This is a genomic window from Streptomyces sp. 2114.4, assembly GCF_900187385.1.
GTDB lineage: Bacteria > Actinomycetota > Actinomycetes > Streptomycetales > Streptomycetaceae > Streptomyces > Streptomyces mooreae.
This window is the reverse complement of the sequence record NZ_FYEY01000001.1, coordinates 207,352-224,007: the sequence shown is the minus strand read 5'-3', so window position 1 is coordinate 224,007 and position 16,656 is coordinate 207,352. Positions and strand designations below refer to the sequence as shown.

Annotated in this window: 14 protein-coding genes; 11 read left to right on the top strand and 3 right to left on the bottom strand. The window is 73.2% G+C overall.

All coding sequences use genetic code 11. From position 1 onward, the window contains the following. Window positions 1-28: 28 nt before the first annotated feature. On the top strand, window positions 29-787 hold the full coding sequence (locus CFW40_RS00975) for an HAD family hydrolase (RefSeq protein WP_256331838.1): 759 nt from the start codon (window positions 29-31) through the stop codon (window positions 785-787). Window positions 788-904: 117 nt separating this feature from the next. Here the strand turns inward: CFW40_RS00975 and CFW40_RS00970 are convergent, their stop codons facing one another. Continuing rightward, window positions 905-2,392 (bottom strand): alpha/beta hydrolase, encoded by a 1,488-nt coding sequence (locus CFW40_RS00970; protein WP_256331668.1) that lies wholly within the window; start codon window positions 2,390-2,392, stop codon window positions 905-907. Window positions 2,393-2,565: 173 nt separating this feature from the next. Between CFW40_RS00970 and CFW40_RS00965 the strand changes: the two genes are divergently transcribed. From CFW40_RS00965 to CFW40_RS00920, 10 genes are all read left to right on the top strand, one after another. Further along, the gene (locus tag CFW40_RS00965; RefSeq protein ID WP_088795926.1) at window positions 2,566-3,822 is read left to right on the top strand and encodes an ATP-grasp domain-containing protein; all 1,257 of its coding nucleotides are present in this window, start codon (window positions 2,566-2,568) and stop codon (window positions 3,820-3,822) included. Then, window positions 3,819-4,715 carry a Rossmann-like domain-containing protein gene (locus CFW40_RS00960; RefSeq protein ID WP_088795925.1) on the top strand — a complete coding sequence of 299 codons (897 nt, stop codon included), beginning with the start codon at window positions 3,819-3,821 and terminating at the stop codon, window positions 4,713-4,715. Before CFW40_RS00965 ends, CFW40_RS00960 begins: the two co-directional genes overlap by 4 nt. Then, window positions 4,712-5,932, top strand: coding sequence for a PLP-dependent cysteine synthase family protein (locus tag CFW40_RS00955; RefSeq protein ID WP_088795924.1), 1,221 nt, complete (start codon window positions 4,712-4,714; stop codon window positions 5,930-5,932). The genes CFW40_RS00960 and CFW40_RS00955 overlap by 4 nt, the downstream gene beginning before the upstream one ends. Then, window positions 5,929-7,029 carry a dipeptide epimerase gene (locus CFW40_RS00950; protein ID WP_088795923.1) on the top strand — a complete coding sequence of 367 codons (1,101 nt, stop codon included), beginning with the start codon at window positions 5,929-5,931 and terminating at the stop codon, window positions 7,027-7,029. The genes CFW40_RS00955 and CFW40_RS00950 overlap by 4 nt, the downstream gene beginning before the upstream one ends. A 14-nt stretch (window positions 7,030-7,043) precedes the next feature. Continuing rightward, a complete protein-coding gene (locus CFW40_RS00945) occupies window positions 7,044-8,330 on the top strand; it encodes an MFS transporter (protein WP_371127335.1) in 1,287 nt (428 codons plus the stop codon). Window positions 8,331-8,365: 35 nt separating this feature from the next. Next, window positions 8,366-9,196, top strand: a complete 831-nt coding sequence (locus tag CFW40_RS00940; RefSeq protein WP_088795921.1) for a class I SAM-dependent methyltransferase — start codon at window positions 8,366-8,368, stop codon at window positions 9,194-9,196. A 70-nt stretch (window positions 9,197-9,266) separates the two neighbouring features. Next, a complete protein-coding gene (locus CFW40_RS00935; RefSeq protein WP_088795920.1) occupies window positions 9,267-10,856 on the top strand; it encodes an ABC transporter substrate-binding protein in 1,590 nt (529 codons plus the stop codon). Then, window positions 10,853-11,806: an ABC transporter permease gene (locus tag CFW40_RS00930; RefSeq protein ID WP_088795919.1), complete on the top strand. Its 954-nt coding sequence runs from the start codon at window positions 10,853-10,855 to the stop codon at window positions 11,804-11,806. The genes CFW40_RS00935 and CFW40_RS00930 overlap by 4 nt, the downstream gene beginning before the upstream one ends. Then, on the top strand, window positions 11,803-12,792 hold the full coding sequence (locus tag CFW40_RS00925) for an ABC transporter permease subunit (protein WP_088795918.1): 990 nt from the start codon (window positions 11,803-11,805) through the stop codon (window positions 12,790-12,792). Before CFW40_RS00930 ends, CFW40_RS00925 begins: the two co-directional genes overlap by 4 nt. Next, complete coding sequence (locus tag CFW40_RS00920; protein WP_088795917.1) at window positions 12,789-14,378, top strand: ABC transporter ATP-binding protein; 1,590 nt, start codon at window positions 12,789-12,791, stop codon at window positions 14,376-14,378. The genes CFW40_RS00925 and CFW40_RS00920 overlap by 4 nt, the downstream gene beginning before the upstream one ends. Here CFW40_RS00920 and CFW40_RS00915 read toward each other — a convergent pair. Both CFW40_RS00915 and CFW40_RS00910 read right to left on the bottom strand, forming a co-directional pair. Next, window positions 14,329-15,660, bottom strand: coding sequence for a cytochrome P450 (locus CFW40_RS00915; protein ID WP_088795916.1), 1,332 nt, complete (start codon window positions 15,658-15,660; stop codon window positions 14,329-14,331). The genes CFW40_RS00920 and CFW40_RS00915 overlap by 50 nt on opposite strands. Beyond that, on the bottom strand, window positions 15,657-16,523 hold the full coding sequence (locus CFW40_RS00910; protein WP_088795915.1) for an alpha/beta fold hydrolase: 867 nt from the start codon (window positions 16,521-16,523) through the stop codon (window positions 15,657-15,659). Before CFW40_RS00910 ends, CFW40_RS00915 begins: the two co-directional genes overlap by 4 nt. Window positions 16,524-16,656 lie beyond the last annotated feature (133 nt).

Below are 16,656 nucleotides of genomic sequence, written 5' to 3'. Positions count from 1 at the left end.
GAAAGGTGGTGCCGACCAGGTGCCGCAGATGGACCAGGGGATACCGTTCGTCTTCGATGTCGACGGCACCACCTGTTTCAACGGGACGCAGATGCCGCCCGAGATCGTTGCGGCGATCACGCGGTGCCGAGCCGGACACCCCATCCTGTTCGCCTCGGCCCGTCCGATTCGCGACCTCATTCCGGTGCTCCCCACCGAGCTGGCCGATGTCCCGCTGATCGGCGGCAATGGCGCGTTCACCCGGTCCGACGGGCATATCGAGGTGACGAAGTTCAGCGACAGCGTCCGGCGTTCGATCAATGACATCATCGACCGGTACGAGCTCGAGTACCTTATCGACAGTTCCTGGGACTACAGTTTCCACGTAACCCAGGAGCGAGAGATCCTCGAGCGTGTCGATCAGGCCGGCCTGGCGAAACGTGTGGCCCGGGAAGAATTGCCCGAATACGCCAAGGTCGTGCTGTTCGGCGCCGGAGACGTCGCGCTGACGGAACTGGCGAAGCTCGGTGTGACCATCAATATCCACCAGTCCGAGGATCTGGTGGACCTGTCTCCCAAGGCGGTCGACAAGGCGACGGCCCTCCTCGCGCTGAACATTCCCGCCGGGGAATATGTCGCCTTCGGTAATGACCAGAACGATCTGCGTATGTTCGAGAACGCCGCATATGCGGTATGCGTCGGCACCTCGGAGGTCGGAAAGCTCGCGGACCGGGTTATCACGCGAGCCGAAGTCGGCACGACCATCGACGCACTGTCGAGCAACGCCGCGGCAGAGGTCGTCAGCTGACGGTTCTTGAGAACTCTTGAAGGCCCCGTAGCCGCGTGCCCGGCACGCGGCTACCGCCGATGAGCTGGAGGTGGCGCGCCCCGGAGAGCGGTAAGTGCCCTTCGGTGGCAACGGGCGTCATGGCGTGGGCAGTCCGGGGCCCGAGCAGTGCACATCGGCCGGCGGCACGGTTCCGTCGACCAGATAGGCCGCGGCGGTACCGTCCACACAGCGGTTGCCCCGGCTGGCGAACACCCCGTGCGAGTAGTCGTTGTGCAGGGATACCAGGCGTGAGCCGGGCAGTCGCCGCTGCATCTCCCGGGCGCCGCGCACGGGGGTGACGGGGTCGTGGGTGGAGGCGATCAGCAGGACCGGCGGGGCATCGGGGCTGCCGAGCTGCGTACGGTGCGCGGGCCGGTGGTGCCAGTACGCGCACACCGAGGCTTCCAGCCCGGTGAGTACCGGCTGCGGGTCGAGCCGCAGCAGCTGCCGGATGCCGGCCGTGACCCGGGCCGGTGTGGGAGCCGGCCCGTCCGCGCACTTGACCGTGCGGTTGGCGGCTTCGTAGGTCCGCGAGGCGGCGCCGTCGAAGGGCTCCGCCGGGCGCAGCGGGCCGGTGCTCCCGTTGCGCAGAGAGGTCCGCAGTCCGTCGGCGAGGCCCGGCCAGCGCTCGGTACGGCCCAGCGCCCGGTACACGGTGCGGTCGAACTCCGCTGCCCCGAAGCCGTCCACGGGGCGCTTCGAGAGCCGGTCACGCACCCGCTGGTACGCGGTGCGTACGGACGCAGCCTCGGTGCCGAGCCCGAAGCGCTTGTCGTGCCGGGCGGTCCAGGCGAAGAACACCGCCCGCTGGCGCACCAGGGCGCGGCTCTGCACCAGGTCGAAGCCGAACCAGCTCCGTGGCCCGACGACGCTGTCCAGCACCATCCGGCCGACCCGCTGCGGGAAGAGGGCGGCGTAGGCCGCGCCGAGATAGCTGCCGTACGAGACGCCGAGGAAGCCGATCCGGGGTTCGCCGAGCGTTGCCCGTAGGGCGTCCATGTCCCGGGCGGTCTCGGTGGTCGACAGGTACGGCAGGGCTTCCTTCACGCCGTGGGCGCAGTCGTCTGCGGTCCGCCGCAGGGTGTGGAGGTGGGCCTGCTCGGCCGCCCGGCCCGCCGGGACGGGGTCCGGCGCGGGGCTGTCGAAGAGGCCGCCCATCGGCCCGCAGTCCGCGGGCGCGCTCGCGCCGGTGCCGCGCGGGTCAAAGCCGATCACGTCGTACGCACGCCGCACCCGCTCCGGCAGTTTGGCGCGCTTGGTGACGGCGTAGGACAGGCCCGGACCGCCGGGACCACCCGGATTGACCAGCAGCACGCCGCGCCGCTCGGAGGCCGGTCCCGTGGCACGGACGCGGGAGACCGCGATGCGGAGCTGCTTGCCGTCCGGGCGGCTCCGGTCCAGCGGCACGCTCAGCCGGCCGCATTCGACGCGGGCGGGCGCGGGCGGAGCCGGCACGGAGTCCGGACAGGCGCCGAAGTGGAGTGCGGGTGCTGGGGGAGTGGCGTGTACGGGGGCCGCGGGGAGCAGGGCGGCGGTGGCCGTCAGGGCGCAGAGCAGGCCGGTGCGGCGTACGGCTGGAATCACGGATCTCGCCTTCGGGGGACGCGGCGGAGGGTGCCGCTGAACGTGGTGGCAATGAAAATGATTATCGTTTACAGTGTGAGCCGGTCAAGCCCGGCGACCCCTGTCACGGCGCCGACGCCCCGTCAAAAGCCGCCGCCACCATGCGCGGACAACGCCTGCGAAGAAGGGAAAACGTGGCTCATCTGCTGATGGTCGAGAGCTGGGTCGGAGCGATGAGCCGGCTGCTCCCACGCGCGATCCGCGAGGGCGGACACGAGTTCACCTTCCTCACCCGCGACCTGCACCACTACCTGCGCACCGCACCCGAGGGCACCGCCCACCCCCTGCTGGGCGCCCGCCATGTGCTGACCGCCGACACCAATGACCGCGCCACACTGCTGCCGTACGTGGCGCGGCTGCACTCCGCGCTCGGCTTCGACGGGGTGCTCACCTCCTGCGACTACTACCTCCCGACGGTCGCGCGGATCGCCGCCCGTCTCCGTCTTCCCGGCCCGTCGCCCGAGGCGGTCGACAGCGCCTGCCGCAAGGACGCCACCCGGCAGCTGCTTGCCGCCGCAGGGGTGCCAGGACCGCGCTTCGCGGTCTGCGCGGACCGCTCCGAAGCCGCCGCCGCGGCCGCGGAGATCGGGTATCCGCTGGTGCTGAAGCCGGTGGACCTGTGCGCGGGGATGTTCGTACGACGCGTCGACGACGAAGCGGAGCTGACCCGTGCCTACCGTGCGCTCGACGGCTTTCCCGTCAACGCCCGCGGTCAGCACCGGGCGCCCCTGGTCCTCCTCGAAGAACTGCTCCACGGCCCTGAAGTCAGCGTCGAGACCGTGACGTTCGACGGCAGCACCCAGGTGATCGGGGTGACCGACAAGAGCATCGACGGGGCGCCGGCCTTCATCGAGACCGGCCATATGTTCCCCGCGGAACTGCCGGCCGGCGATGCGGCGGCCGCGCGGGAGCTGGCCGTCCGGGCGATCGACGCACTCGGACTCGACGGCGTCGTGGCGCACACCGAGATCAAGCTGACACCGGACGGACCGCGCCTGGTCGAGGTCAACCCCCGGCCGGCGGGCAACCGCATCACCGAACTGATCCGCCATGTCACCGGCATCGACGCCGCAGCGGCCTGTGTGGACGTGGCCCGGGGACAGCGGCCCGATCTGCGTACCCGGGAGACCGGACTGCGCAGCGCCGCCATCGGCTTCCTGGTGCCGCGGACCGCGGGCGTACTGGAGGGAATCGACGGCGGTGACCGCGTGGCAACGGCGCCGGGAGTGCTCGAACTCCAGCTCGCCGAGCCCGGAACGGCGGTCAAGGAAGCCGGCAGCAACAACGCGTACCTGGGACACGTCATGGCCGGCGACGCCGACGGCCCGGCCGCGCGCCGGCGCGTCGAAGCGCTGCTGGCAGAGCTGCGGGTGCGGGTGGTGAACCGATGAACCAGGTGGATACCCGCACCCTCGCACCCCGGACCCCGGCCGCTTCGTACGACGGCCTCGCCCCCCACGCCCCGGCCGCGTCGTACGACGATCTCGTGGCCCGTGTCCTCGGTGGCGAGTTCGGGCCGGACCCGCGTACCCAGCGGATCGCCGTCGCCTTCAGCACCCGCCAGGCCGTCCGCCACGAGGGCCGCGGCGGTGGCTACCGCAACGAAGTGCTGAGCCTGCGCCTCGAATCGGCGGTCGGCTCCTGCGCGGTGGAGCCCGGCGAGATGCCGGACGCCGCCATCGACGACTGCGTCGGCGCGGACCTCGCCCGCCTCCTGGAGCACGAGCTGCGCCCGGTGCGGGTGGCCGCCCTCGACGCGTATCTGATGCGGGTACGTCCGCACACGCCCGCGAACGGAGCCCGGCCCTGGTCGCTGCCCGCCGGGTCGTCGCTGCGGAAGTCGCGGGCCAGGGCGCGGGCCGTCACCGGACTGGTCGACGCCGCGCCCGGCGCCCGGGTGCTCGTCGTCGGGGTGGTCAACTCGCTGCTGGAGGCGCTGCGGGACCGCGGTCTGTCGTACGTGCCGTGCGACCTCAAGGGCGGCACGACGGAGTGGGGCGAGCCCGTACGCACCGATGCGCTCGCCGAGTTGGCGGGCTGCGACGCGGTCCTCGCCTCCGGGATGACGCTCGGCAACGGCAGCTTCGAGCCGCTGCGGGAACATGCCCGGCGCCACGGCAAGCCCCTGGTGATGTTCGCCCAGACCGGCAGCGCGGTACTGCCGCGGTTCCTCGGCTCAGGGGTGAGTGCGGTGTGCGCGGAGCCCTACCCGTTCTTCTGGCTCGACGGCGGACCGGGCACCGTCCACCGCTACCGCACCGCCGCCCCCGGAGCCGCCCGATGACCACCGCCGTCGTCCACCCCACCGGAAACCGGGAACTCCTCGGTCTGCTCGGCCGTACCCCGCTCGCGCGCGTCACCACCGATCTGCCCTGCCCGCACCCCGGATTCTGGGCCAAGCTCGAAGGGCTCGGCGCGGGCGGCATGAAGGCGCGTGCCGCCGTCTCCATGCTGCTCGGCGCCGAGGAGCGCGGCGAACTGCGCCCTGGCGCCCCCGTGGTCGAGTCCACCTCCGGCACCCTCGGCATCGGCCTGGCCTTCGCGGGACAGGCGCTCGGCCACCCGGTCGTGCTGGTCGGCGACGCCGAACTGGAGCCCTCGATGCGCCGCCTGCTGCGGACCTACGGCGTCCGGCTCGAACTGGCCGACCGGCCCGCGGCCGAGGGCGGCTGGCAGGAGGCCCGGCTGGCCCGGCTGCGGCAGCTCCTCACCGAACTGCCCGGCGCGTACTGGCCCGACCAGTACAACAACCCCGACAACGTGGCCGGCTACGGCTCCCTCGCCGCCGAGATGGCGGCACAGCTCGACCACCTCGACGTCCTGGTGTGCAGCGTCGGCACCGGAGGCCACAGCGCCGGAATCGTCGCTCCTCTGCGCCGGCACTGGCCGCGGCTACGCCTGATCGGGGTGGACGCCACCGGATCGACGATCTTCGGCCAGCCCGCCAGGGCCCGGCTGATGCGGGGACTGGGCAGCAGCATCCACCCGCGCAATGTCGCCTATGACGCGTTCGACGAGGTGCACTGGGTCGGCCCGGCCGAGTCCGCCGACGCCTGCCGCCGGCTCGCCGCCGGCAATTTCGTCAGCGGCGGCTGGAGCACCGGCGCGGTCGCACTCGTCGCCGCGTGGGCCGCCCGCGTCCATCCCGGAGCCGAGGTCGCCACGGTCTTCCCCGACGGGCCGCAGCGTTACCTGAGCAGCGTCTACGACGACGACTTCGCCACCGCCCACGGCCTGGACCTGACCTGTGCCGCCACCCGGCCGGTCGAGATCCCGCACCCGCAGGCGGCGGAGGCGACCGGATGGGCCCGCTGCCGGACGGTCGCCGACCCGCTCGCCCCCTCCGCCGCGGACGGCGACCGCCGCCCTCCCTCACCGGCCCTCCCGTCCCCCGCCCCGCTCGACCCGCTCCCCGCGGGGCCCGGCCCGCACCCCGCCCCTGCGCCCGCCGCCGGACCGTCCCGCTCCGCCCGCCGCACCACCCGGAAAGAATCCCCGTGAAGGCCAGTCAGCGCACCGTACGACTCGAACTCACCACACCACTACGGATATCCCGCTCCACCATGGCGGCCCGCGACGCCGTGTGGCTCACCATCGAACACCACGGCCACCACGGCTACGGCGAGGCCGTGACCAGCACCTACTACGGACTGGACGCCGCCACCCTCGCCCGGCTGCTGAACGGGGCCGCACGAGAACTCGCCCGCTGGGCCGACCCCGAGAGCGCACTCGCCGCCCTGCGCGCCGGCGAACTGCCCGTACCCGGCACGCCCGCGGCGGTGACGGCGGCCGTGGAGTCCGCACTGCTCGACCTCGTCGGCAAGCGCGCCGGCGTCCCCGTGTACCGGCTGCTCGGGAGCACGGGGGCGCCGCGGGCCGCCACCGCCCGCACGATCGGCATCACCTCGCCGGGGGCGGCCGCGGAGCAGGCGGGCCGGCTGGCCCGGCAGGGCTTCTCCGTCCTCAAGATCAAGGCCGGTCTCCCGGATCCCGAGGACGACCTCGACCGGGTACGGGCCGTACGCCGTGCCGCGCCGGACGCGCGGCTGTTGCTCGACCCCAACGGCGGCTGGACCCCGGCCCTGGCCCAAGCCCTGCTGCCCCGCTACGCGGACCTCGGCGTCGAAGCGGTGGAGCAGCCGCTCGCCCCCGGCGACCCGGAGACGCTGGCCCGGCTGGCCGAACGCTCGCCGCTGCCGGTCATCGCCGACGAGGACGCGGTCGGTGTCGAGGACGCCCGGCGGCTGGCCGGCCGGGTGCACGGCCTCAACGTCAAGCTCGCCAAATGCGGTGGTGTCACCGCGGCGCTGCGCATCGCCGACCTGATCGCCGGCAGCGGCACCGCGCTGATGCTCGGCTGCCTCACCGCCAGCACCCTCGGCCTCGCCCCCGCCGTCCACCTCGCCGACCGCGCCCGCTGGACCGACCTCGACGGCCACCTGCTGCTCGCCCACGACCCCTGGACCGGCATCGGCGGCACCGACGGCACGGTGGGCGCCGGCGGGCAGCCGGGCCTCGGCGTACGGCCGGCGCGCGGCGGGCCACCGCCGCCCGGGACGCCGGCGGAGCCGGCCCGCGGTGTGGAGGCACCGCGGTGAAGATCTGGCACGAGATGCGCCGCTTTCCGCTCGCGATCCGACTTCTGCTGCTCAACCAGCTCGGCGTCAATACCGGCTTCTACCTGCTCATCCCGTACCTCGCCGTGCATCTGGGGGAGGACCTGGGGATGTCCGCCGCGGTCGTCGGCATCGTCCTCGGCGTCCGCAACCTGAGTCAGCAGGGGCTGTTCCTCATCGGCGGCTCGGCCTCCGACCGGCTGGGGGCGCGGGGGGTCATCATCGCCGGCTGCGCGCTGCGAACCGTCGGCTTCGGGCTCTTCGCGCTCGGCGACGGCCTGGCCGTACTCCTCGCCGCGTCCGTCCTCAGCGGACTCGCCGGGGCACTGTTCAACCCCGCGGTCCGCGCCTACCTCGCCCAGGAGGCGGGCGACCGCAAGGCCGAGGCCTTCGCCCTCTTCAACGTCTTCGCGACCACCGGGGCGCTGGTGGGGCCGCTGCTCGGCAGCGCTCTGCTGCTCGTCGACTTCCGGGCCTCCGCGCTCACCGCCGCAGCCCTCTTCGCGCTGCTCACCGTCGCCCAGGCCGTCGTACTGCCCGCCCGCACGGTCGCCACGGCCACGAACAGCGTCCTCGGCGACTGGCGCGAAGTACTCGGCAACCGCGCCTTTGTGGCCTTCGCCCTGGCCATGGTCGGCATGTTCACCCTGCAGAACCAGCTGTACCTGCTGCTGCCCGACGGCGCGCGGCGGGCCACCGGCTGGGACGGTGCGGCAGGCCTCGTCTTCCTCGTCGGCACCGTCGCCAACCTCTCGCTGCAGCTGCGGATCACGCGCGCCCTCAAGCGGCGCGGCGACCGGGCACGGTGGATCTGCGCGGGGCTCGCACTGATGGGACTCGCCTTCGTACCGCCGATGGCCGTCGCCGGTCCGGTAGCGCCGCCCGGCGGCCCCGGGGCCGCCGCCCTGCACGCACTGCCCGTACTGGCCGGGGCGCTGCTGCTCTACCTGGGCGTCATGATCGCTCAGCCATTCGTGATGGAGCTGATCCCCGCCTTCGGCCGCGCCGAGCTCACCGGCACGTACTTCGGGCTGTTCTACGTGGTCTCCGGCATCGCCGCCGCGGTGGGCAACACCGTCATCGGCTGGGCCATGGACACCGGGGAGCACACCCGTACGCCCTGGCTGCCCTGGGCGTGCGCGCTCGCCTTCGGCCTGGTCTCCGCTGCCGGTGTCGCCTGGCTGCACCGGATGCGGGCCCTGCCGGGGCGTGTCACCGAGGAGTTGGCGACGGACACGACGACCACGAGGGTCACGAAGGCCGCGACGGAGGGAAAGGCGTGAGACCGCACAGGGAGACCCCGGACGCAGCAGTACCTGTGCCATCCCGGACGCGTCACGAAACGGGCCACGAAAACCTCCTGACGGACAATCCGGAACTCTACGAGGCACGCTTCCCCGACACCGACCGCCTGGCCGGCCGCTGGGCCGAGGACTGCCTGCGACGGCACGGCGCGGGAAACCGCGTCCTGGACATCGGCTGCGGCACCGGACGCGACGCCGCACATCTGCATGCGGCGGGACGCACGGTCGTCGCGGCCGACCTCTCCGAGGCGATGCTCGCGCACGCCCGCACCCACCACCCCGGACCGGACTACCGCCGAGCCGACCTCCGCGACTTCGGCCTCCCGGAACTCGGCCTCCACGAGGAGCCCTTCGACGCCGTCGTCTGTCTGGACAGCGCCCTGCTCTACTGCCACACCAACGCCGAACTCGACGGCTTCCTCGCTTCCTGCCGGCGCAGCCTCGCACCCGGCGGCCTGCTGCTGGCCGAGATGCGCAACGGCGCCTACTTCCTCGGCCGCACCGGCCTGCTCGACGCCCCAGCCGTCCACGGCTTCACCTGGCAGGGCACCACCTACACCTCCACCACCACCCTGTCCGTCGACCGCACTGCCCAACTCCTGCGCCGCACCCGCATCTGGACCGCCGACGACGGCTCCCCGCCGTACGAGCAGCGCTCCGCATGGCGGCTTCTCTTCCCCCAGGAACTGCGTCACCTCCTCGCCGCGCACGGCTTTGAAGCCGTCGATCTGTACGACGGGCCGGGGCCGCGGACACAGCCCGTCTGGCAGGAGGGCGACGCTCCGGGCGGATCCGCCGACCGGGACCGGCTGCACCTCGTCGCCCGGTTGACCCGGGATGACTGACACCCGCCGCTCTCTCCCGCGACGCCGCCCTCTCCCACGCCTCCGCCCCGCACACAGCAAGGAAACCGCCATGGACGACGGTCCCCTCAACACCCCCCGCTTTCCCGGCCTGCGCCGCCGCGGCTTCCTCGCCGTGGCCGGACTCGGTGCCGCCGGAGTCGCTGCGCCGGCGCTCGCCGGATGCCACGGCCCCTCCGGTGACGGCGCCGACGGCGGTGGCACACCCCGCCGGGGCGGAAAGCTGCGCGCCGCGTTCGCCGGAGGCGGTGCGAGCGAGACCCTGGACCCGCACCTGGCCAACCTCTTCGCCGACGCCGCGCGCGCCAAGGCCCTCTTTGACAAGCTCGCCGACTTCGGAGCCGACCTCTCCGCCGAGCCACGGCTCGCCGCGTCCTGGGAACCGAACGCCCGACTGGACCGCTGGACGGTGAAGCTGCGCACGGCGTCCTTCCACAACGGCAAGCCGGTCACCGCCCGGGACGTCCTCTACAGCTACCGCCGCATCACCGACCCCCGCCAGGCGTTCCGCGCCAAGGCCTCGCTCGAACCCCTCGACCTCACCGCCAGCCGGGCTCCCGACGCGCGGACCGTCGAGTTCGCGCTGAAGCGGCCGATGGCCGAATTCCCCCATCTGCTGGCCGCGTTCGGCGCCTACATCGTCCCCGAGGGCGCGCAGGACTTCGACCGCGCGCCGGTCGGCAGCGGCCCCTTCCGCTTCGTCTCCTTCACGCCGGGACGCTCCGCCCTCTTCCGGCGCAACGACGACTACTGGGAGGGGGCGCCCCATCTGGACCAACTGGAGTTCCTGGTCGCCAATGAGGAGTCCGCGCGCCTCAACTCCCTGCTGGGCGGCCAGATCGAGTACGCCCACGAGCTGACGCCGACGACGGCCCGCGCACACGAGGGCAAGGGCCAGATCGAGATCGTACGGCTGCGCAACAGCGCGATGCAGGCCTTCGCGATGAAGACCGACCGGGCACCGTTCGACGACAAGCGGGTGCGCGAGGCGTTCTTCCTCCTCGCCGACCGCAGGGAACTCGTCGACGGCGCGCTCTCCGGCGCCGGTGTGATCGGCAACGACCTGTTCGGCAAGGGGTACGAGTACTACGCGGACGGCCTGCCGCAGCGCGCACAGGACCTGGACCGGGCCCGCCATCTGCTGAAACGGGCGGGCGCCGACGGACTGCGGGTCACCCTGGACACCTCCGCCGCCGCGGCCGGCTTCACCGAGGCCGCCGCCATCTTCCGCGACCAGGCCGCCCGGGCCGGAGTACGGGTGAAGGTGGCGATGGGCAGCAAGGACAGCTACTGGCAGGACACCCTCGATTCCGGAACCCTGTGCTGCTACCGCTCCGGAGCGATGCCCATCGAGTCACACTTCTCCCAGCGGCTGCTGTCCGGTTCCCCCACCAACGCCACCCAGTGGCGGCACAAGGACTTCGACGCGCTCTACCAGCAGGCCCAGTCCACCAAGAACCCGCAGGACCGGGCCGCCGTGTACGCGCGCATGCAGCGCCGGCTGCACGCCGAGGGCGGCTTCCTGGTCTGGGGCTTCGCCGACTGGATCCTGGGCACCGCCCGCACGGTCCGCGGAGTGGCGCACACCTCCCCCGCGAACACGCTCGACTGGGCCCGCTTCGACAAGGTGTGGCTCGCATGACCGGCCTGCGGTCGTGGTGGGCACGCCGGCTGCTGCTCGGCGCCGGGCAGACCGCCGCGGTCGTCCTGCTGGTCTTCGCCCTCACCGAGGCGCTGCCCGGCGACGCCGCGGTGGCGCTCGCCGGTGACCAGCCCGACCCAGGGCGGATCGCCGCCATCCGGGAGACCCTGCACCTGGACCGGCCCGCCGCCGAGCGCCTGGGGGAGTGGGCGGCCGGACTGCTGCACGGGGACCTCGGCAGCTCGCTGACCTCCGGCCGGCCGGTCAGCTCCGCCATCGGTGACGGCTTCGGGCCGACCCTTCTGCTCGCCGCGCTCACCCTGCTCCTGCTGGTGCCGGCCGCCGGCGGCCTCGGTGTGCTGGCCGCCCGCTACGAGGGACGGCTGGGGGACCGGCTCATCAGTTCGGTGACCCTGGCCGTGTACGCCGTACCGGAGTTCGTCCTCGGGGTGCTGCTGGTCGCGGTCTTCGCGCTGCACCTGGGCCTGCTGCCACCGACCGCCGTGGGGTACGGCGGTGATCTGCTCAGCCATCCCGCGGCGCTGGTGCTGCCGGTACTCGTCCTGCTGGCCCGCCCGGTGTGCTCGCTGACGCGCCTGGTCCGGGCCGGCATGATCGACGCACTGGCGTCGCCGTACGTCACCCATGCCCGCCGCTACGGCATCCCCGGCGCGCGCATCCGCTACGCGCACGCCCTGCCCCACGCCCTGGGGCCCGCCGCCCAACAGCTCGCCCGCACGGTCGACTGGCTGCTGTGCGGTGTCATCGTCGTGGAGGCCCTTTTCGTGATTCCCGGGCTCGGAACCGTCCTGATGAACGCCGTCGCGGAACGCGATGTCCCCGTCCTCCAGGGCCTGGCGGTCGTCTTCGGATGCACCGCCGTCGTCCTCAACCTGGGTGCCGACCTGGTCACTTACCGCTTCGTGCCGCGAACCGGGGAGGCGGCATGAGGACACGGACGACCGGCGGCCGGGGACGCTTCACCTTCGCCCTGCTGATCGTCGCCGTCCCGCTGCTGCTCGCCCTGCTCGGGCCGTTGTTCGCGGGGGAGCCCGGGCCACGGGCCGCGTCCTTCACCGCGGGCGGCGGCCACTGGGCCGGCACCGACTTCGTCGGACGGGACGTCTGGCGGCAGGTGCTGCTCGGTGGCCGCCCCGTGGTCCTGACCGCGCTCGCGGCGACCGCGCTGGCCTACGCGGTGGCGCTGCCCCTGGGCCTCTTCGGCGCGCTGACCCACCGCCGCTGGCTGGAAGAGCTCGTGATGCGCCCCCTGGACATCCTGCTCGCCGTGCCGTCGCTCCTGGTCATCTTGCTGGTGGCGGCGGTCCTGACGCCCGGTGCCGGCGGGCTCGCCCTTCTGGTGGCGCTGGTCAGCATCCCGGATGCCGCCCGGACCGTCCGGGCGGCCGCCGCCGAGGCGGCCGCTTCGCCCGCGGTCGAGGCGCTGCGCATGCAGGGTGAGACCTGGTGGCGGACCGCCGTGGGCTACGCCGGCCGCTCGGCCCTGCGCACCCTTGCCGCCGATGCCGGGGTACGGCTGACCGGCGTGCTCTATCTGGTGGCCACGGCCGCCTTCCTCGGCGTCGGTGCCGAACCGGACGCCGCCGACTGGGCGGTGATGGTCGACCGCAACCGGACGGGCATGTTCGTCCAGCCCTGGGCCGTCGCGCTGCCCGCCGTGCTGATCATGGCCCTGACCATGGGCACCAACCTGCTCTTCGACGCCGCCCTCGACCGAAGCGGACCACGACAGCGGCGGGGCCGTGCACCGCGGCCGGACCGTGCCCCGCGGCCCGGACGGGGCTCCCGGCGGCACCGTGCACCGCGACCCGGCTCAAGCCCTGACCCCCTGCCCACCGATGCCACGGCCCCCGACACCCCGCCCACCGATGCCACGGCCGCCGGGCCGGGGCGCAGCGAGAAGAGCCACCCATGAACGCCACCGACATCGCCCGGGTCCAGGACCTCCGTGTCGAGACCGGCGGCCGGGCCCTTGTCGACGGGGTGAGCCTCCGGGTGCCGCCCGGCCAGGTCACCGCGCTGATCGGTGCCTCCGGCAGCGGCAAGACCACCACCGGGCTCGCCCTGCTCCGCGAGTTTCCGCCCGGCGCCACGGTGACCGGCGAGGTGCGCGTCCCCGACGGCCTCATCGGTTACGTACCGCAGCATCCCGCCGCCGTCCTCAACCCCGCCCGGCCGGTGGCCGCCCTCCTCCGGGACATCGCCCGCAGCCGGGTACGCCACCTGCCCCGCCGCGCCCGCCGCCCCGCCGCCCGTCAGCACCTGCTGCGCGCCCTCGACCAGGCCCGGATACCCGACGGCGAAGCCCTGCTGCACCGCTTCCCCCACCAGCTCTCCGGTGGCCAGCAGCAACGTATCGTTCTCGCCCAGGCCCTCCTGAGCGGTGCCACCACCCTCGTCGCCGACGAACCGACCACCGGCCAGGACGCACTGACGAAGCGGCAGATCGCCGGCCACCTGGTCGCCCTGGCCCGGCAGGGCCTCGCGATCCTGCTCCTGAGCCACGACCTCGACGTCGTCCGTGCCCTGGCCGATGAGATCCACGTCCTGCGGGCCGGCCGCATCGTGGAGTCCGGCTCACCGGACGGACTCTGGCGCTCCCCACAGCACCCCTGGACCCGCGAACTCCTCACCGAAGCAGGTTCCGCCGGGCCGTCGGATACCGCGCCCGCCCACCACAGCGCCACCACCCCGGACGCCGGTGCGCGGCACGGTAATTCCCTGACCGCCCCCGCCGCCCCCAAGCCCGTGCTCCAGGTGCGGGCCCTCACCGCCCGCCACGGCAGGTCCCCGGTCCTGCACGCCGTCGGTCTCCGGCTCCCGCCGGGCTGCTCAGCCCTCGTGGGCCGCTCGGGCAGCGGCAAGACCACGCTCGCCCGATGCCTGGCCGGCCTCCACCGGACCTACGACGGCGAGATGCTGCTCGACGGGGCCGTACTTCCCCGCAGCCTCCGCGACCGTACCCGCGAACAACTGGCGGCAGTGCAGTACGTCTTCCAGGACGCACGGGCCGCCTTCGACGCATACCGCCCGGTCCTCGACCAGGTGAGCCGCACGGCCGTACGCCTGCGCCGGGTCCCCGTCCCCGAGGCGCTGGCCGAGGCCGAGCACACCCTGAGCGCCCTCGGGCTCGCCGGTGACCTGGTACGCCGCAAGCCATCGGAGCTGTCCGGCGGCGAACTCCAGCGCGCCGCCCTGGCCCGCGCCCTGCTGGCCCGCCCCAGGGTCCTGATCTGCGACGAAATCACCTCCGGCCTGGACACCGTCGCGCGCCGGAACCTCCGCGCCCTCCTGGACCGGCTCCTGGGGGCCCACCCGGACCTGTCCCTGCTCCTGATCACCCATGACCGCGACACCGCGGCCCTGGCCACCCGCACCGCCGTGCTCGACCGGGGCCGCCTCGTCGAACAGGGCCCGACCGGTCAGCTCCTCGCAGACCCGCAACACCCCCTCACCGCCGCGCTGCTGCAGGCTCCACCAGCCGCAAAGGCAGCGACTTGAGCCCGTTGATGAAGTTCGACACCAGCCGCCGGGGCCGCTTGGCGAGCGCCAGGGAGGGCACCAGGCGGGCCGTCTCCTCGTACAGCACCCGCAGTTGCAACCGGGCGAGGTGTGCGCCCAGGCAGATGTGCGGGCCGTCACCGAACGAGACATGGGGGTTGGGGGAGCGGGACAGGTCCAGGAGGTGCGGGGTGGCGAAGGCCCGCTCGTCGAAGTTCGCCGAACCGTGGAAGACGACCACTTTGTCGCCGGCGCGTATCCGCTGCCCGGCCAGCTCGGTGTCGCACACGGCGGTCCGGCGGAAGCTGAGCACCGGCGGATGCCAGCGCAGCAGCTCCTCCACCCCCGTCGCCGTCCCCACCGCGCCGGTGCGCAGGCGGCGGTACGCCTCCGGGTGCCGGGCCAGCGCCAGCAGGCCGCCGGGGGCCGCGCTGCGTACGGTGTCGTTGCCCGCGATGGTCAGCAGGAAGAAGAACATCTCCAGCTCGGGCGTGGCCAGTTCGCCGTCCGCTGCCAGCACGGTCATCACGTCGTCGCCCGGATGCCGCCGTTTGTGGGCGGCCAGCTCACGCGCGAAGCCGAACATGTCCTGCAGCATCGCCGGGGACCGCGGGTCGGCGGGGCGACCGTCCGGGCCCGGGGCGGCCGGGCCGGACTCATCCGGGTCCTGGTAGCCGATGACGCGCCGGGTCCAGGCCAGGAGCAGTCCGCGTTCAGCGGGCGGCACCCCGAGCAGATCGGCGAGGTTGAGCAGCGCGAAGTCGTCGGTGACATCGGTGACGAGGTCGCGCACCCCGTTCCCCGCACGCGCGGCATCGACCGCCGAGGTCAGCAGGTCACGGGCCCGCTCGCGGACGGCCGAGCCGAACCGCTCGATGCGGCGAGGGGTGAAGGCACGGCTGACCAGGCGCCGCAGCCGCCCGTGGCCGGGGGGATCCTGATTGAGCATCATGCGGCGGATGAACGGCAGATCGGCGGGGTCCGGGTCGCGGATCTGGGTGGCTCCCAGATGGGAGGAGAACCTGGCCGCGTCCTTCAGCACCCGTACGACGTCCTCATGGCGCGTGACCGCCCAGAAGCCGGGGCCGGCCGGCCAGCCGAGCACTTCGTGCTCCTCCTGCCAGGCCACCGGATGCCGCTCCCGCAGGAGCCGGTACGCCGCGTGCGGCAGACCGTCGGCGTAGCCGCGCGGGTCGAAGACGTCAGGGACGCCCGGCGCATCCCGCACGTCCGGCACGCCCCGGGCGCCCGGCTGAGCCGCACCACCAGCGGGCACGGTCATCCGCCTTCGGGCCCGTCACCGTTGCCGTCGGCGTTTCCGTCGCCGTTGCTGTCCCCGTCCCCGTCCCCGTCCCCGTCGCCGTTTCCGTCGCCGTCACCGTCGGCGCGCAGGAAGTCCTCCACGGCCCGGATCAGCTCCAGCGGGGTTTCGTCCATGGCGTAGTGCCCTGCCGAGGGCAGTTCGACCAGCCGGCTGTTGGCGTACCAGCGCATCCATGTCGCACGTGCCAGGTCGGCGGTCAGCGCGGGATCCAGCGCCCCGGTCACCGCGAGCGCCGGTACGGCCGAGCCCTCGACCTCGGCAGAGAACGTCTCCCCTGACCAGGAATCCAGCCAGGACCGGAACGCCTTCGGATCACTGCGCTCCAGGGACCGCCGCACCATCCGGTCCAGCCAAGCGGCGGGGCGCCGCCCGCCGGTGGTGAGATCGATGATGGCCCGCCGGTTCTCCGGCGCGTGCGCCGCCGAGGAGAACAGCTCCCACTGCTGCGGTGGCAGCGGCAGCCCGGAGGCCGGGACCGGCGAGATCCCCACCAGCCTGCGCACCCGGTGCGGAGCCGCGGCCAGTACCCGTTGGACGACGCTTGCCCCCATCGAATGCCCGACCACCGAGAACCGCTCCCAGCCCAGCCGGTCGGCGAGCGCGAGTACATCGGCCGCGCCCTCGCCCGACGTGTAGGCGCCGGCCGCGCCCCTCGCCTCGCCATAGCCACGGAGGTCGACCAGCGCGTACTGGAAGGCGCCCTGATCGAGATCCGGCAGGACCGGGTCGAAGGCGGACCTGTCGGCGAACCAGCCGTGCACGGCGATGACCTTGTGCGATCCCCGTCCGTGCAGGGCATGAGGCAGTACGAAGGAAGCCACGCGCACTCCAGAGGTGTGACGAACCCACCGGCGGCCACGGGCCGCCGTCCCCACACTGGCCGTACTCTCCGCGCCGTGCAAGAGCGCCACGGACCCGGTACGGCAGGCCGGAGGGCGTGCAGGGCGCAGATGC